This window comes from Micromonospora parathelypteridis (assembly GCF_014201145.1).
Taxonomy (GTDB): domain Bacteria; phylum Actinomycetota; class Actinomycetes; order Mycobacteriales; family Micromonosporaceae; genus Micromonospora; species Micromonospora parathelypteridis.
On sequence record NZ_JACHDP010000001.1, the window covers coordinates 5,675,446 to 5,691,594 of the forward strand.

The window sequence follows — 16,149 nt, forward strand, 5'->3', positions numbered from 1 at the left end:
GTGGGAACCACAATGGGTGACGTGGACGACAAGAGCCTGACCGAGAACAGCGCCGCCACCAACCGGACGAGCCTGTGGGGTGGCCGGTTCGCTGGCGGCCCCGCCGAGGCGCTCGCGCGACTGTCGGTGAGTGTGCAGTTCGACTGGCGCCTGGCCCCGTACGACATCGCCGGTTCCCGGGCGCATGCCCGGGTCCTCGCCGGCGCTGGCCTGCTCAACCCCGAGGAGTTGGGCCGGATCCTGGCCGCCCTGGACGACCTGGAGGCCGCGTGTGCCTCGGGGTCGTTCCGCCCCACCATCGACGACGAGGACGTGCACACCGCGCTGGAGCGCGGTCTGCTGGAGCGCCTCGGCAGCCTCGGTGGCAAGTTGCGTGCCGGCCGTTCCCGCAACGACCAGGTCGCCACCGACCTGCGGCTCTACCTGCGCGACCATGCCCGGGGCGTGGCCAGCCGGCTCGTGGAGCTGGCCGAGGCGCTGGTCGAGCAGGCCGAGCGGCACGTCGACACGGCCGCGCCCGGCATGACGCACCTGCAGCACGCCCAGCCGGTGACGTTCGGGCACTGGTTGCTCGCCCACGTGCAGCCGCTGCTGCGGGACCTGGAGCGGCTGCGCGACTGGGACCACCGGGCGGCGATCAGCCCACTCGGCGCGGGCGCCCTCGCCGGTTCCGGGCTGCCCCTGGATCCGGTGGCCGTGGCCAAGGAGCTGGGCTTCCGGACGTCGTTCGCCAACTCGATGGACGCCGTCGCCGACCGCGACTTCGTGACCGAGTTCCTCTTCACCACCGCCATGATCGGGGTGCACCTCTCCCGGCTCGGCGAGGAGGTCGTGCTCTGGACCTCGCACGAGTTCGGCTGGGTGGAGCTGGACGACTCGTTCGCCACCGGGTCGTCGATCATGCCGCAGAAGAAGAACGCGGACATCGCCGAGCTGGCCCGCGGTAAGTCCGGCCGGCTGATCGGTGGCCTGGTGACCGTACTCACCATGCTCAAGGGCCTGCCGATGACCTACGACCGGGACATGCAGGAGGACAAGGAGCCGGCGTTCGACGCGGTCGACACCCTGGAGCTGCTGCTCCCGGCCCTGGCGGGAATGATCTCCACGATGACGGTCCGGGTGGACCGGCTCGTCGCCGCCGCGCCGGTCGGCTTCTCCCTCGCCACCGAGGTCGCTGACTGGCTGGTCCGGCGCAACGTGCCGTTCCGTGACGCGCACGAGATCACCGGCCGGCTGGTGGCGCTCTGCGCCGCTCGGGAATGCGAGCTGGAGGACGTCTCCGACGAGGATCTGGCCGCGGTCAGCGAGCACCTCGACCCGTCGGTTCGTGACGTGCTCTCGGTCCGCTCGGCCCTCGCGGCCCGGACCACCCCCGGCTCGACCGGCCCCGGTCCGGTCGCCGACCAGCTCGCCGCCGCGGCGGACCGGCTGGCCGGCTGGCGGGAATGGTCCACCGAGCGGGTCGTCCCGCGCTGAGGGCACCGTGGCGTCGGCGCGTGCCGCCGGCGCCACGGCCGGTTCAGGCCGTCGGGCGCTCCCGCTTCGGGAGCTTGGCCACCACCATGTCGTACGACGCGTCGACCGCCTCGGTCAACTCCTCGCCGTCGATTCCGCCGTCCAGACGCAGCGTGTTCCACCCGGACCGGCCGATGTAGGCCATCACGCTGGCGTCGTCGGGGTACCGGTGCAGCCACTCGTCGGCCACCTCGCGGGTCGCCCCGCACTTGATGCCGACCGTCGGGTTACCCGCGCCGTTGCCGAGGAACGCGAAGATCCGGCTGCCCACCTTCACCACCTCGTCGCCCTCCCACGGCTGGTCCAGCCACGCTCCCGGCTTGGCCAGGCAGTACGCCAGCATCTCCGCGCGCTCCATGGGTGCCTCCTCGTCGTGGGCACAGTCTGCCCGCCCGGCGACCGGTAGGCACGCGGCGTGCCGATCCACCCGGCTCGGCCTGCTCCGCGAACTCGGCCTGCTCGGCGGGTTCGGCCTGCGCGCTCCGCGCGCTCCGCGCGCTCCGCGCGCTAGGCCCGCTCCGCAAGATCGTGCTCGATCCAGGATCTAGTGGCCTCAACTGCGGCGGAGGCCCCTATTTCCATGTTCGAGCACGATCTTGCCGGTGCGAGCACGGTTGTCCGCGGGTAGACGTCCGACTTCCTGGTGTGAGCGGGGGGTTGTCAGCGGCCAGACGTCCCGACGAGCCCGGGTCGGCGGGAGCGGAGGGCGACTCTGGCGGTGACCGGGGCAGGCGGTGGACCGGGGCGCGCGTGAGCCCGCAGCGGGATGGCGGTCAGTCGGTCTGCTCGGCCGAGCGGGCGGCGACTCGCTCGTAACGCTGCCGGGCCGCCTGCGCGCTGCCCAGGCCCAGCCCGTACGCGATGGCCTGCCAGGTCAGCCCACGGTCACGGGCCAGCGTCAAGAGCCCGGCCTCCAGGGCGTCCAACTCGGCGCGGACGTGTGGCAGCAGGGTCAGCGCGGCGGTGAGGTCGGCGGCGTCGACCGGCTCCTCTGCCGGCTCCCGCTCGGCTCCGCCCGCGGCCAGCGCGGTGACCAGGGCGACCGCCTCCCACGGGTCGAGCACGTACGGGTGGGCCCAGCGCCCGCGTTGGGTCTCGGTGCCGGCGTGCCGCTCGCTGATGCGATGGAGTGCCTCGTAGGTGCGGTGGGCGCGGGCACGGGCCGGGTGAGGTGCGGTGAACGGATCGTCCGTCGTCATGCCCCGAGCACACCCTATCAACGCTTCCTTGTCAACATAATGTTGAAACCACTCGGTCAAAGCGGGTCGAACTTGCCGATCCTCGTTGCCCGACGTTTCCTGTACCGGTGGACTACTCGTGGCTGCACGCCCCCGCCGCTCAGGTGCCCGAGACGGCACAGAGGCTTCTCGGCTGGGAGATCACTGCCGGGGGCGTCCGGGTCAGGCTGACCGAGGTCGAGGCGTACGCGGGCACGGGAGAGGACCCTGCGTCCCACGCTCATCGCGGTTCCACCCCCCGCACCGCGGTCATGTTCGGCCCAGCCGGGTACGCCTACACCTACTTCGTGTTCGGCATGCACTGGTGTCTGAACATTGTGTCCGGCGGCGAGGGGGAGGCGGCGGCCGTCCTGCTGCGAGCGGCTGAGGTCGTCGACGGCGTGGACATCGCCCGCGAGCGCCGAGGGGACGTACCCGATCGAGACCTCGCACGCGGGCCCGCACGGCTGGTGGTCGCCCTCGGGATCACCGCCGCGGCCAATGGCACATCCATGATCGACGGCAACGGTCCGCTTCTGTTGACGCCGCCAACGCGCCCGGTCCCGCGGTCGGCCATCTCTGCCGGCCCGCGGGTCGGGGTGGCCGCGGCGCATGACATCCCGTGGCGCTTCTGGATCACCGACGATCCCACCGTCAGTAGCTACCGGCGCCACGTGCCCCGTCGACGGCCCACGAGGAAGCCGGCGAGGTAGTCCAACTCATCGGTCAGGTGCCGGCAGAGACCGAAGCCTTTGTCACGGCGGTGCCGGCGGGGCCCGGCGGGGCGGACCGGTCAGCCGTCGAGCCTCTGGTCAGGTTCGCGACCGGAACGGGGCAAGGGTGGCACGGATCTGGTCCGCCGCGCCCCAGTCGTCGTCGAACTGGGCCAGTACGGCGAGGTGTTGTCGCAGTTGGACGATCGACATGCGGGCCCGCCAGTCGCTGTCGAGCGAAGTCAGCTCCGCATAGACCTCGAAGAACCGTCGCGCCTCGGGCGGGGGCGAGGTGGACCACACATGGGCGAGGTCGACCTCGGCCCACAGGTAGGACACGGCCGGGTCGATCAGCGCGGGCCGCCCGTCGGGGGTGGCCAGGATGTTCTGTGCCCACAGGTCGCCGTGCGTCAGGCAGGCCGGCCGGTCCGGCAGCAGGTCGGGCAGGCGGTGACACAGCCGTTCCAGCGCCGCCCGGTCCGCGGAATCGAGTGCCGCCTCGACGCGGGGCTGCCTGAGCCACCGCAGCAGCCGGTGTTGTGCGAAGAACGTGAAGCCGTCGTCCTCCCACGCATTGATCTGGCGGCGGCGGCCCAGCCAGTTGTCGCGGTGCCATCCGAAGCGGGGATGGGTCGTGCTCATGTGCATGCGGGCGAGCGCGTGTGCGCACTGTTCCCAGAAGGTCTCGCCGCGCGGCTGCGGGCGCAGCACCGACAGGACAAGCAGCTCTCGGCCGGCCAGGATCACCTCGGGTGTCGCCACGCCGCCGAGCTCGCGTAGGGCGGTCAGCCCTTCGGCCTCCGCGACGAAGACGTCGTCGGTCGGCGCGTCGGTGAAGGCCTTGACGAACACCGGCGGCGCGTCCCGGCGGGTGGCGATGCCCGCGAGCGCCGCGAGCCCTCCCGTCGCCGGTTCCACGGTGACGACATCGCGCATCCCGGCCCGGAGCAGGCACTCCCGCAGGAACGTCGCCGAGCGCATCCCGCGATCGTAGGAGTTCGACGGTTCGAGCGGAGGGGCAGCGGCCGTCGAGGTGTGAGCGCGCGATTGTGTCGGTGGGTGTGGCCATAATCACTGGATCTGCCCAAGGATGGTTCGGAGGACGTTATGGCAACGCTGCTCGCGATCGGCACCGCCAAAGGATTGTTTCTCGCCACCAGCACCGATGACCGGCACAGCTGGGAGATCACCGGCCCGCACTTCCCGATGAACGGCGTCTACGCGGTCGCGGTCGACACCCGTCGCGCCACCCCGCGGCTGCTCGCCGGGGTGACCAGCTCACACTTCGGGCCCAGCGTCGCCACCAGCGACGACCTCGGCGCTTCCTGGGACGAGCCCGACCAGGCGCCGGTCGCGTTCCCGGCCGACACCGGCGTCTCCCTCGGGCGGGTCTGGCAACTGATGCCGGGCAACCCCGACGAGCCGGACGTCGTCTGGGCCGGCACCGAGCCGTCGGCGTTGTTCAAGTCCACCGACGGTGGCCGCAGCTTCGAGATGGTCCGCTCCCTCTGGGACCACCCGCACCGTCCGCAGTGGGAGGCCGGATTCGGCGGCCAGGCCATCCACACCGTGCTGCCCCACCCGCGTGACCCGGCCCGGCTGCTGGTCGCCATGTCCACCGGCGGGGTCTACCGCTCGGAGGACGCGGGGGCGAGCTGGACCCCGGGCAACACCGGCATCCGTGCCTACTTCTTTCCCGACGAGTGGCCGGAGTTCGGCCAGTGTGTGCACAAGGTCGCCCGGGACGCCGGCAACCCCGAACGGCTGTATGCGCAGAACCACCACGGCGTCTACCGCTCCGACGACGACGGCCGCACCTGGTCCTCGATCGCCGACGGGTTGCCCAGCGACTTCGGCTTCCCGATGGTGGCGCACCCGGGGCGGGGCGGCGTGGTCTGGACCTTCCCGTTGGTGGCCGACGGCGAGCGGTTCCCGACCGACCACCGCTGCCGGGTGTTCCGTTCCGTCGACGCCGGCGGCAAGTGGGAGCCGCTGTCGGTGGGGCTGCCCGAGGGGCCGTTCTATCCGGCGGTGCTGCGCGACGCGATGTGCGCCGATGACGCCACCCCCGGTGGGGTCTACTTCGGCACCCGCTCCGGCTCGGTCTACGCCAGCCGCGACGAGGGCGACTCGTGGTCCTTGGTGGCGGCGCACCTGCCCGACGTGCTCTGCGTCCGAGCCGCGGCGGTCTGAGCGTGGTCACCGTGTTGCTGCCCGGCCCGCTGCGTGGCGAGGCTGGTGGTGCCAGTCGGCTGAACGTGAGCGCCGCCGGGACACTGCGGGCGGTCCTCGACGAGCTGGCCACCGCGCACCCGCGGCTGGCCCGACGGATCCGCGACGAGCGAGGTGAGCTGCGCCGTTACGTCAACGTCTTCGTCGACGGTGAGGACTGCCGGCACTCGGGCGGTCTGGCCACCCCCGTCGGCGACGACGCCGAGGTGCAGGTGTTGCCGTCGGTCGCCGGCGGCTGAGGCGACCGCGGGCCACCCGCGTTCGCCCTTGGTACGGCATCGTGCGGGTCGGCGATGTGGCGGTGTCCCGGCTCCGGATACCGCAATGTCGCGGATATGGAGTGGATCTGAAGGGCGGGCGGTCCATGGCGCTTCGTCCGGCCCGTCCCTGGCCGGCGAGGTCGGTTGCCGGCTGGTCGTCCGTTTCCCGGAGTGACCGACGCCACCTCGGGCCGTGCCGCGTTCGGAATAGTTGCGTCGTCAAATAAGTTGTGAGCTGCGTCCGGGTAACCACGAAGGACCCGGTTCGACAAGCGAGGAGCTGGTCATGCAGTTCGGAGTCTTCACCGTCGGCGACGTCACGGTTGACCCGACCACCGGGCGGGAGCCGACCGAGCATGAGCGGATCAAGGCGATGGTCGCCATCGCGCTCAAGGCCGAAGAGGTCGGTCTGGACGTCTTCGCCGCCGGCGAGCACCACAATCCGCCGTTCGTGCCCTCGTCACCGACCACCATGCTCGGCCACATCGCGGCGCGCACCGAGCGTCTGCTGCTGTCCACCGCGACCACGTTGATCACCACCAACGACCCGGTGAAGATCGCCGAGGACTACGCGATGCTTCAGCACCTGTCCGACGGCCGGGTGGACCTGATGATGGGCCGTGGCAACACCGGCCCGGTCTACCCGTGGTTCGGTAAGGACATCCGCGCCGGCATCCCCCTCGCGATCGAGAACTACGACCTGCTGCACCGGCTGTGGCGCGAGGACGTGGTCGACTGGAAGGGGAAGTACCGCACACCGCTGCAGTCGTTCACCTCGACGCCGCGCCCCCTCGACGGCGTGCCCCCGTTCGTCTGGCACGGCTCGATCCGCAGCCCGGAGATCGCCGAGCAGGCCGCGTACTACGGCGACGGCTTCTTCGCCAACCACATCTTCTGGCCGAAGGAGCACACCCAGCGGATGGTCCAGCTCTACCGCCAGCGGTACGCGCACTACGGCCACGGCACCGCCGACCAGGCCATCGTCGGCCTCGGCGGTCAGGTGTTCATGCGGCGCAACTCGCAGGACGCGGTCCGGGAGTTCCGGCCGTACTTCGACAACGCCCCGGTCTACGGGCACGGGCCGTCGCTGGAGGAGTTCACCCGGGAGACGCCGCTGACCGTGGGCAGCCCGCAGCAGGTCATCGACCGCACGCTGGGCTTCCGCGAGTACGTCGGCGACTACCAGCGGCAGCTGTTCCTGATGGACCACGCGGGCCTGCCCCTGAAGACCGTGCTGGAGCAGCTCGACCTGCTCGGCGAGGAGGTCGTGCCGGTGCTGCGCAAGGAGTTCGCCGCGCTGCGCCCGGCGCACGTGCCGGAGGCGCCGACCCACGCCTCGATGGTCGCCGCGGCCGGCGGCGCCAAGGACAGCACCGTCCACGCCGTCGACGACGTGACGGGCAAGGCGCCGGAGGTGGCCCGATGACCCACCGCACCCTGGCTGTGGTCTCGGCGGGGCTGAGTCAGCCGTCGTCGACCCGGCTGCTCGCCGACCAACTCGCCGCGGCTACCCGCGACGAGCTGGTCCGGCGCGGCTCTGAGGTGGAGCTGCACGTCGTCGACCTGCGGGAGTACGCCCACGACGTGGTGAACAACATGCTCACCGGGTTTCCGCCGGCAGCGCTGCGCGAGGCCATCGACGCGGTGACCGGGGCGGACGGGATCATCGCCGTCACCCCGATCTTCAGCGCTTCCTACAACGGCCTGTTCAAGTCCTTCTTCGACGTGTTGGACGCCGAGTCGCTGGTCGACCGGCCAGTGCTGATCGGGGCCACCGGCGGCACCGCGCGACACTCCCTCGCCCTGGAGCACGCCGTCCGTCCGATGTTCGCCTACCTGCGGGCGGTGGTGGTCCCGACCGCGGTCTTCGCCGCCCCGGAGGACTGGGCGGATGGCACCGCCGACGGCGCGTTGCGTGCTCGGATTCGCCGCGCCGCCGGCGAGCTGACCGACCAGATCGAGCGTCGGCCGCCGGCCAGTGGCCCCGCCGACCCGTTCGCCCTCACCACCGATTTCCTCCAGATGCTCGGCCGGGGCGGGGACGCCGCGGTCAGCTGACCGGGTGCGGGTGGGCGACCAGCACCGGGCAGTGCGCGTGCTGGATCACCGCCTGGCTGACCGAGCCGAGCAGCAGACCGGTGAAGCCGGCCCGGCCCCGGGTGCCCACGACCAGCAGCGACGCCGTGCCGCTGGCCTCGATGAGCCCCTGGGCCGCGCCGGCTGCCCGGACCGGATGCTCGCGCACCACCAGGTCGGGGTGCGCGGCGCGCACTGTGGTGGAGGCGTCGGCCAGCAGCCGCACCGCCTCGGCCTGGTACGCGGCCTGCGACTCCTCGATCTCCTCCGGCACCGCCCGGTGCCCGTTCGGTGGGCCCACGTGCACCAGCACCAGCGGCACGTCCCGTAGCGCTGCCTCGTCGCCGCCGTAGCCCACGGCGAGCCGGGACGACTCGGACCCGTCGACGCCGACCAGCACCGGGGCGTCCATCGGGATCGGCGGCGCATCCGGGCGGACCACCAGCACCGGGCAGTGCGCGTGCGCGGCCACCTGCGCGCCGACCGAGCCGAGCAGCAGACCGGCGAACCCGCCCAGCCCTCGACTGCCCACCACGACCAACTCCGCCCCGCGGGACTCCTCGACCATCGTGATGCCGGGACCACCGGCGACCTGGCGCACCTCGACGACCAGGCCGGGCCACCGGTCAGCCAGGTCGGCCGCCGTGCGTTCCAACATCTTCTGCGCCTCCTCGGAGGGCACCGGCACCCCGATGTCGTACGGGTTGACCGGCACGCCGTAGCCGCGCGGATGCAGGTAGCCGTGCACCAGGAGCAGCGGGCGGGACCGGAGCAGGGCGGCGCTGGCCGCGTGCTCCGCGGCGACGAGGCTGGACGGCGATCCGTCCACGCCCACCACGACGGGTCGATTCATCGGCACTCCCTGGGTCGGTCCGGTCATTGTCGACCGCGCACCCCCGCCCCGGCGCCGGACGCGCCGCCGAGTCAGCACCCGACGCGGCGCTTGCACGAAAGTACGTATGTTCGTACTATCGTCGTATGAGCACAGTGGAGGAGCGGCTCGCCGCGCTCGAGACGCAGGTCGCCGCGCTGACCGAGCGATCGTCGGCACCGCCAGAGCCGCCCGCCGCCGAGGGCACCTTCTGGGCCCTCGACGGACTCAAGCAACGACTGCCGCCCGACGGCGCGGGCGCGGTCCTCTACACCGGCACCGTCCGCGTCGCGGACCAGCACTACGACTGGCAGTACGGCCGCACCGTCGACGACGTGCTCGCCGCCGACTGGACGGAGCTGGCCAGCACACTCTCCGCGCTGGCCCACCCGGTGCGGCTGCGGCTGCTGCGGGAGGTCCTCGGCGGTCGGCAGAGCACCAGCGAGCTCGCCGAGATCGAGGAGCTGGGCACCACCGGCCAACTTCACCATCACCTGCGTCAGATCACCGCTGCCGGTTGGCTGCGCAGCGTCGGCCGAGGCCGCTACGCGGTTCCCGCCGAACGCGTGGTGCCGCTGCTGGCCATCCTCACCGCCGCCGGCCGCTGATCCCGCACCCGAAGCGCCGGTCGCCCGAGCCACCACCACGGTGGAACCGGAAGGAGCACCATGCGCAGGACGACCGTCACCGCTCTCGTCGTCGCACTGGCCGCAGTCCTCGTCGGGGTCGCGCTGATGCCCCGGGTGGCCCGACTCGGCCCGCACGCCACCGGTGATCCAGACCTGGCCAGGGCCACCCGAGCGGCCGTGCCCGACCCGGCGGGGCACCGCGGGCTCGCCGTCGCCCTGGTCGAGAACGGTCGGATCCGCACCGCCGGCCTGGGCGATCGGGACCCCACCGGCCGGCCCGTCGAGCCGGGCACCCCGTTCGAGATCGGCTCGGTCACCAAGGCGTTCACCGGCATGCTCCTCGCCGACCAGATCGCCGCCGGTGGGGTCCGCCCCGACGACCGCCTCGGCGCCACCTGGCCCACGGTCACCGGCCCCGCCGGAGACGTCACGCTCGCCGAGTTGGCCAGCCACCGCGCCGGCCTGCCCCGGCTCGCCCCCGGCTCCCTGCTGGGCTGGGCCCGCATCCTCTGGTCCAACGTCTCCGGTGGCAACCCGTACGCCGGGCAGGGCATCGACACCGTCCGCAGCGCCGCCGACCGGGTCACCCCCGGCGACGGGCGCGGCGAGGTCCACTACTCCAACCTCGGCCCGTCCGTGCTCGGTCACGCGCTCGCCGCGAAGGCCGGCGTCGCGTACCCCGACCTGCTGCAGGCGCGGCTGCTCCGGCCACTCGGCATGGCCGCCACCGTGACCACCACCCGCGCCGACGATCTGCCGGCCGGCCGCGCCCAGGGCAGCAGAGCGGGTGGGCGGCCCCTCGACCCCTGGATGGGAGCCGGGTACGCGCCGGCCGGCGTCGGCATGTGGTCCACCGTGGAGGACCTGGGCAGGCTGGCCGCCGGGACCCTCGCCGGCACCGCGCCCGGCGCCGACGCCGCCACCGCCCGCTTCACCGAGGACGGGAAGACCCGCATCGGGTACGGCTGGTTCACCACCCGCCACGGCGACCACGAGGTGGTCTGGCACAACGGCGGGACCGGCGGATTCCGGTCCTACCTCGGCTTCGAGCGGGTCACCGGCCGGGCGGTGGTGGTGCTCGGCAACACCGACATGGACGTCGCGCCGATCGGTCTGCGGCTGCTCGGGCTGCCAGCGCAGGAGGCCGAGGCGTCGCCGGCGGTGCAGGTCTGGCTCGGTGCTGGTCTCGCGGTGGTCTTCACCCTTCTCGGCGGCCTCTCCCTGCTCAGCACCGCCCGCCGCCGTGACCTGGACCGCGCGACGTTGCTGACGGCGGCGGTATGGGCGTTCGCCTATCTCGGGTTGGGGCACCGCATGGGGGACTGGTCGGTGGTGCCGGCCTGGCTCTGGCCACTCGGGGTCGGTCTGTCGGCAGCGGCGACGACCCTCGCCGTGACCCGGTGGCGTGCCCTGCCGGTGGTCGACGCGCGGGTGCCGTGGCGTCGCCTGTTGTCGGTGGCGAGTTCCCTGTTCGCCGCCGCGCTGGCCGTCGCGGCCGTCAGTACGTGAGCCCGCCCGGCCAGAGGTCCCAGACTGTCACTGCCACTGCGTACCCTCGTCGGATGACACCCGATCTGCGGCTGCGCCCGGTCCGCGAGGACGACCTTGTGGAGTTCTTCCTGCACCAGCAGGACCCGGAGGCCAACCGGATGGCAGCGTTCGGCCCCAAGGATCCGACCGACCGGCGCGAGTTCGCCCGGCACTGGGCCCGGGTGCTCACCAACCCGGCGAACACGGTCCGCACCATCGAGGTCGACGGCGAGGTGGTCGGGTACGTCTCCGCCTTCCCGGTCGGCGACCAGACCGAGGTCAGCTACTGGATCGACCCGGCCCGCTGGGGCCGGGGTCACGCCACCGCAGCCCTGGACGCTCTGCTGCGCGAGCTGCCCCGACCGGTGCACGCCCGCACCGCCAAGGACAACGCCGCCTCCCTGGCGGTCCTCCGCAAGTGCGGCTTCGTGGTGATCGGTGAAGACTCGGGGTACGCCAACGGCCGCGGAGAAGACGTCGGGGAGTGGCTGCTGGAGCTGCCCGCCGACGGGCCTGACCTGGGCGGGCACTAGTCTCGCGGAGTGAACTGGTTGGATCTCGTCGGCTGGGCCGGCTCCGCGGTGCTGGTCTGGTCGCTGCTGCAGTCGCGCGTCCTGCGGCTGCGGGCGCTCAACCTCGTCGGCAGCGTCGTGCTGATCGGCTACAACGCCGCGCTCGAGGTCTGGCCCATGGTCGGGCTCAACGTCGTGCTCGCGGCAATCAACATCTGGTACCTACGCGGGATGCTCGCCACCCGCCACGACGAGAAGACCTACCAGGTGGTGGAGGTCGGTGTCGGCGACCAGTTCCTCGCGCACACGCTGCGGGTGCACGCCGCCGACATCGCCCGGTTCAACCCTGACTTCCACTGGGACCCGAAGGTCACGGGACGCTCCGCGTTCCTGGTGGTCACGGCCGACGAGGTGGTGGGGGTGGTGCTGTCGCACGCCGAGGCGCACGGCGTCGCCCAGATCGACCTGGACTACGTGACCCCGAAGTTCCGTGACTTCACCCCGGGCGAGTTCGTCTACCGACGCAGCCACCTGTTCACCGAGCGAGGCTTCCACCGGGTGGTCAGCCCACCCCGGATGGTCGCCCCGTACTACCACCGGCTCGGCTTCCGCCCGGAGGGCGACTCGTACGTCCTCGATCTGCCCGCATCACCGGCCGCCGATCCGGCGTAGCCTCACCGGCCGTCGATACGGCCGTAGCGTCGTCAGCCGCCCAAGCGGCGTTGCCTCACCGGCCGCCCCTGCGGCGTGGCGTCGCCGGGCAGGATTCGGCCGGCGCCGCACGGGGCAAAGACACGCCTACGCCGGGCGGGCTCGCCGACCGGCGGGGCGCCGCGCGTACCTGCCGGTGCCACCACCGGAGAGGGAGCGAACCGGGCGTGCAGAGCTACGGAAGCCAACTGGCCCTGGTCGGGATCCTGGTCGTGATCAACGCGCTCTTCGCTGGCAGCGAGATGGCGCTGGTGTCACTGCGGGACAGTCAGATCCAGCGGTTGGAGCGGACCAGCCGGGCGGGGCGGGTGCTGGCTCGCCTCGCCAAGGACCCGAACCGCTTCCTGGCAACCATCCAGATCGGCATCACCCTGGCCGGGTTCCTGGCCTCCGCCGCCGCGGCGGTCTCGCTGGCCAAGCCTCTCGTGCCGCTGCTCGGGGTGTTCGGCGGCGCCGCCGAGACCGCGGCGATCGTGATGGTGACCCTCGCGCTGACCTTCGTCACCCTGGTCTTCGGTGAGCTGGCACCCAAGCGGATCGCCATGCAGTCCGCCGAGCGGTGGGCGCTGCTGGTGGCCCGCCCACTCGACCTGCTCGCCAGCCTCACCCGCCCGGCCGTCTGGGCGCTCGGCGCCACCAGCGACCTGGTGGTCCGCCTGGTCGGGCTCAACCCGAAGCACCAGCCGGAGGAGATCGGCCCGGACGAGCTGCGCGACATCGTCGCCGGAAACCACGGCTTCACCAAGGAGCAGCGCACCATCATCGCCGGCGCCGTGGAGATCGCCGACCGGCGGTTGCGGGCTGTCCTCGTACCCCGGTTGCAGGTCTTCACGCTCGACAGCGGGACCACCGCGGAGGCCGCACGGCTCGTGCTGGCCGCCACCGGGCACTCCCGGGCGCCGGTGGTGCGCCACGGCGGCCTGGACGACACGGCCGGCGTGATCCATCTGCGCGACCTGGTAGGGGTGCCCGACGACCGCCCGGTCGACGAGATCGCCCGGCCCCCGATGCTGCTGCCCGACTCGCTGCCGGTGGTGGACGCGTTGCGTCAGTTCAAGGCCGAGCGCCAGCACATCGCGCTCGTCGTGGACGAACGCGGCGCCGTCGACGGCATCGTGACGCTGGAGGACATCCTGGAGGAGATCGTCGGCGAGATCTACGACGAGACCGACCGGGACGTGACCTCGGTTCGCCGTGACCCCGACGGTGCGCTGCTGCTCCCCGGTACCTTCCCGGTGCACGACCTTCCCGACATCGGCGTCGAGCTGCCGTCACGCCCGGCCGGTGACTACACCACCGTCGCCGGGCTGGTGCTGGCCCGACTCGGGCACATACCCACCGTCGCCGGGGAGGACGTGACGCTGGACGGCTGGGTGCTGGTGGTGGCCGGCATCGACCACCGGGCGATCACCGAGGTACGAGTCAGCCGCGTACCCGATGACGCCGACACCGACACCGACGCCGACCAGGCGGCGGAGCCGGTGCTGGACGAGGCCCGCAGTTGACCCGTCCCGAGAAGGCCGGCGCTCAGTCTCGCGAGAGGTTCTGCAGGCGGACCTGACCTCGGGCGACCAGGCGCTCGTCGGCGTCGGTGATGTCCACCTGCCAGAGCTGCTGGCTACGACCCCGGTGCACCGGGGTGCCGACTGCGGTCAGCTCGCCCTCCCGGACGGGCCGCAGGAAGTCGGTCTGGTTCGACACCCCGACGACCGTGCCCCGGTCGGCCAGCCAGAGCGCCCCACCGACGCTGGCCGCGGTCTCCACGACCGAGGAGTACACCCCGCCGTGCTGGATGCCGAACGGTTGGTGCAGCTCCGGGCGGACCCGCCAGCTGATGACCACCTGGTCGGCGGTCGCCTCCTCGAACTTCAGGCCGAGCAGGGCGACGAAACCACCTGTCATGTCCGGTATCTCCACGGCGAACCCCTCCTTGATCGACGGGGCGCAAGCCTAACCTCGGCGGGTTGCGCGAAACCCGGTACGGGTCGATGCCGGCGATGGGGGAGAATCGGTGACCGTGACCGACAGTAGCCTCCCGCCGCCCGGGCGGGACTCCCTGACCGACGACCTGCTCTGGCGTGGCCTCATTCAGGACTCGACCGGCCTCGACGAGCTGCGCGAGCTGCTCGACGGTGGGAGCGGCGCCACCTACTACGTGGGCTTCGACCCCACCGCGCCGAGCCTGCACGTCGGCTCGCTGATGCAGGTCACCATGGCCCGCCGGCTGCAACTCGCCGGCCACCGCCCATTGCTGCTGGTCGGCGGGGCGACCGGGCAGATCGGTGACCCGAAGGAGAGCGCCGAGCGGACACTCAACCCACCCGAGGTCATCGCCGGCTGGGTCGAACGGATCCGCGACCAGTTGGCCCCGTTCGTGTCGTACACCGGCGAGAACGCGGCACAGTTGGTCAACAACCTGACCTGGACCGGCGAGATGTCGGTGGTCGAGTTCCTGCGCGACGTGGGCAAGCACTTCCCGGTCAACAAGATGCTCGCGCGGGAGGTGGTGCGGGCGCGGTTGGAGACGGGCATCAGCTTCACCGAGTTCAGCTACCAACTGTTGCAGGCCAACGACTTCTTCGAGCTGCACCGCCGGCACGGCTGCCAGCTCCAGTTCGGCGGGTCCGACCAGTGGGGCAACATCACCGCCGGCGTCGACTACGTGCGGCGACGTGGCGCGGGGCCGGTGCAGGCGTTCACCACGCCGCTGGTCACCAAGTCCGACGGCACGAAGTTCGGCAAGACCGAGGGTGGCGCCGTCTGGCTCGATCCGACGATGACCAGCCCGTACGCGTTCTACCAGTTCTGGCTCAACGTCGACGACCGGGAGGTCGACCGCTACCTGCGCTACTTCAGCTTCCGCACGCGCGACGAGTTGGAGGAGTTGGCGAAGGCGACCGCCGAGCGGCCGGCGGCCCGCCTGGCGCAGCGGGCGCTCGCCGAGGAGCTGACCACTCTGGTGCACGGCCCCGATGAGACCCGGCAGGCGGTCGCCGCCAGTCAGGCGCTCTTCGGGCGTGGATCGCTGGACGAGCTCGCCCCGGAGACGCTGCGGGCGGCGCTGACCGAGGCCGGGCTGGTGCGTCTCTCCGGCGAATTGCCGGATGTGGCGGGCCTGCTGCGGGAGTCCGGACTCGTGAGTGGCCTCAAGGAGGCCCGTCGGGTGATCGCTGAGGGCGGCGCCTACGTCAACAACAACCGGGTGACCGAGGTGGACGCCGAGGTCTCGTCGACTGATCTGCTGCATGGGCGATACCTGGTGTTGCGCCGTGGCAAACGCTCGTTCGCGGGCGTTGAGCTGGGTGAATAGCCGTCCGTCGACGATGTGACCGGGGACGCGTCCGGCGGATTTGACGATCATCCCGCCGGACGCGTAACTTTCTCTCTGCCAGCGCGGAACGGACGAAACAGGCGAAAGCCTGAAACGGCCGGAGCGCAGGCCAACGGCCTCGGGGTCGGGCGGGCATGCCCACCGGATCCCGAACCGGGAGGTGCCGCCAGAAACGCCGCGAGGCGGATTTGGTGCCGCGAAACCGACCGGGTAGTGTTACCAACCGGCAGGGCACCGGGCGGGTCGCGGGAAATCGCGACGGCCGGCCTGCCGAATCCGTGACGAGAGCGGCGCAAGCCGGTCGAGACATGGTGCCCGCATTATCGGGTGAAGCACGACGAACCGCGAAACACCGGTTTGACACGGCGGAAACGAGCGGGTAACGTAGTAAAAGTGCCTGGCGCTGGAAAGCGCTAGGGACGCAGAACGAAAAGCCCCGGATCGGGGTTCCACTGAGTGTGGGGCTTTGGTTTGGTGTGTGGTTGTTCTTTGAGAACTCAACAGGGTGCTTGTAAAGCCAGTGCCAATTATGATTTATACCCCGGACTGGTC

General features: G+C 71.6%; 17 protein-coding genes. 12 read left to right on the top strand and 5 right to left on the bottom strand.

Annotated elements, in window-relative coordinates:
* Positions 1 to 12 precede the first annotated feature (12 nt).
* The gene (argH, locus tag HNR20_RS25735) at positions 13 to 1,476 is read left to right on the top strand and encodes an argininosuccinate lyase (protein ID WP_184189001.1); all 1,464 of its coding nucleotides are present in this window, start codon (positions 13 to 15) and stop codon (positions 1,474 to 1,476) included.
* A 43-nt stretch (positions 1,477 to 1,519) separates the two neighbouring features.
* On the opposite strand, the gene HNR20_RS25740 is transcribed toward argH, so the two are convergent.
* Positions 1,520 to 1,873: an MmcQ/YjbR family DNA-binding protein gene (locus tag HNR20_RS25740; protein WP_184184779.1), complete on the bottom strand. Its 354-nt coding sequence runs from the start codon at positions 1,871 to 1,873 to the stop codon at positions 1,520 to 1,522.
* Between the two features lie 415 nt (positions 1,874 to 2,288).
* Positions 2,289 to 2,714 carry a DNA-binding protein gene (locus HNR20_RS25745; RefSeq protein WP_184184782.1) on the bottom strand — a complete coding sequence of 142 codons (426 nt, stop codon included), beginning with the start codon at positions 2,712 to 2,714 and terminating at the stop codon, positions 2,289 to 2,291.
* 107 nt (positions 2,715 to 2,821) lie between these two features.
* Between HNR20_RS25745 and HNR20_RS25750 the strand changes: the two genes are divergently transcribed.
* On the top strand, positions 2,822 to 3,445 hold the full coding sequence (locus HNR20_RS25750; RefSeq protein ID WP_184184785.1) for a DNA-3-methyladenine glycosylase: 624 nt from the start codon (positions 2,822 to 2,824) through the stop codon (positions 3,443 to 3,445).
* A 99-nt stretch (positions 3,446 to 3,544) separates the two neighbouring features.
* Here HNR20_RS25750 and HNR20_RS25755 read toward each other — a convergent pair whose 3' ends face one another.
* Positions 3,545 to 4,426: a fructosamine kinase family protein gene (locus HNR20_RS25755; protein ID WP_184184788.1), complete on the bottom strand. Its 882-nt coding sequence runs from the start codon at positions 4,424 to 4,426 to the stop codon at positions 3,545 to 3,547.
* Between the two features lie 126 nt (positions 4,427 to 4,552).
* Here HNR20_RS25755 and HNR20_RS25760 point away from each other — a divergent pair, with 126 nt between their 5' ends.
* The 4 genes from HNR20_RS25760 (at position 4,553) to HNR20_RS25775 (ending at position 7,995) form a co-directional block, all read left to right on the top strand.
* A complete protein-coding gene (locus tag HNR20_RS25760; RefSeq protein WP_184184791.1) occupies positions 4,553 to 5,638 on the top strand; it encodes a WD40/YVTN/BNR-like repeat-containing protein in 1,086 nt (361 codons plus the stop codon).
* A 2-nt stretch (positions 5,639 to 5,640) separates the two neighbouring features.
* Complete coding sequence (locus HNR20_RS25765) at positions 5,641 to 5,916, top strand: ubiquitin-like small modifier protein 1 (RefSeq protein WP_184184795.1); 276 nt, start codon at positions 5,641 to 5,643, stop codon at positions 5,914 to 5,916.
* A gap of 307 nt (positions 5,917 to 6,223) precedes the next feature.
* Positions 6,224 to 7,363: an LLM class flavin-dependent oxidoreductase gene (locus HNR20_RS25770; protein WP_184184798.1), complete on the top strand. Its 1,140-nt coding sequence runs from the start codon at positions 6,224 to 6,226 to the stop codon at positions 7,361 to 7,363.
* Entirely contained in the window at positions 7,360 to 7,995 is a 636-nt protein-coding gene (locus tag HNR20_RS25775; RefSeq protein ID WP_184184801.1) for an FMN reductase, read from the top strand. Before HNR20_RS25770 ends, HNR20_RS25775 begins: the two co-directional genes overlap by 4 nt.
* On the opposite strand, the gene HNR20_RS25780 is transcribed toward HNR20_RS25775, so the two are convergent.
* A complete protein-coding gene (locus tag HNR20_RS25780) occupies positions 7,988 to 8,866 on the bottom strand; it encodes a universal stress protein (protein WP_221309911.1) in 879 nt (292 codons plus the stop codon). The two genes, HNR20_RS25775 and HNR20_RS25780, sit on opposite strands and share 8 nt — an antisense overlap.
* A 125-nt stretch (positions 8,867 to 8,991) precedes the next feature.
* Here HNR20_RS25780 and HNR20_RS25785 point away from each other — a divergent pair, with 125 nt between their 5' ends.
* The 5 genes from HNR20_RS25785 to HNR20_RS25805 all read left to right on the top strand — a co-directional run bounded on the left by HNR20_RS25785 (position 8,992) and on the right by HNR20_RS25805 (position 13,771).
* On the top strand, positions 8,992 to 9,492 hold the full coding sequence (locus HNR20_RS25785) for an ArsR/SmtB family transcription factor (RefSeq protein ID WP_184184805.1): 501 nt from the start codon (positions 8,992 to 8,994) through the stop codon (positions 9,490 to 9,492).
* A 60-nt stretch (positions 9,493 to 9,552) separates the two neighbouring features.
* Entirely contained in the window at positions 9,553 to 11,022 is a 1,470-nt protein-coding gene (locus HNR20_RS25790) for a serine hydrolase domain-containing protein (protein WP_184184808.1), read from the top strand.
* A 53-nt stretch (positions 11,023 to 11,075) separates the two neighbouring features.
* Entirely contained in the window at positions 11,076 to 11,576 is a 501-nt protein-coding gene (locus tag HNR20_RS25795) for a GNAT family N-acetyltransferase (protein WP_184184811.1), read from the top strand.
* A gap of 9 nt (positions 11,577 to 11,585) precedes the next feature.
* Positions 11,586 to 12,227, top strand: a complete 642-nt coding sequence (locus tag HNR20_RS25800; protein ID WP_184184814.1) for a hypothetical protein — start codon at positions 11,586 to 11,588, stop codon at positions 12,225 to 12,227.
* A 206-nt stretch (positions 12,228 to 12,433) separates the two neighbouring features.
* On the top strand, positions 12,434 to 13,771 hold the full coding sequence (locus tag HNR20_RS25805; protein ID WP_184184817.1) for a hemolysin family protein: 1,338 nt from the start codon (positions 12,434 to 12,436) through the stop codon (positions 13,769 to 13,771).
* A 22-nt stretch (positions 13,772 to 13,793) separates the two neighbouring features.
* Here HNR20_RS25805 and HNR20_RS25810 read toward each other — a convergent pair whose 3' ends face one another.
* Positions 13,794 to 14,168, bottom strand: coding sequence for a PaaI family thioesterase (locus HNR20_RS25810; RefSeq protein WP_184189006.1), 375 nt, complete (start codon positions 14,166 to 14,168; stop codon positions 13,794 to 13,796).
* Positions 14,169 to 14,283: 115 nt separating this feature from the next.
* On the opposite strand from HNR20_RS25810, the gene tyrS reads away from it, so the two are divergent.
* Positions 14,284 to 15,576, top strand: coding sequence for a tyrosine--tRNA ligase (tyrS, locus tag HNR20_RS25815; RefSeq protein WP_184184819.1), 1,293 nt, complete (start codon positions 14,284 to 14,286; stop codon positions 15,574 to 15,576).
* Positions 15,577 to 16,149 lie beyond the last annotated feature (573 nt).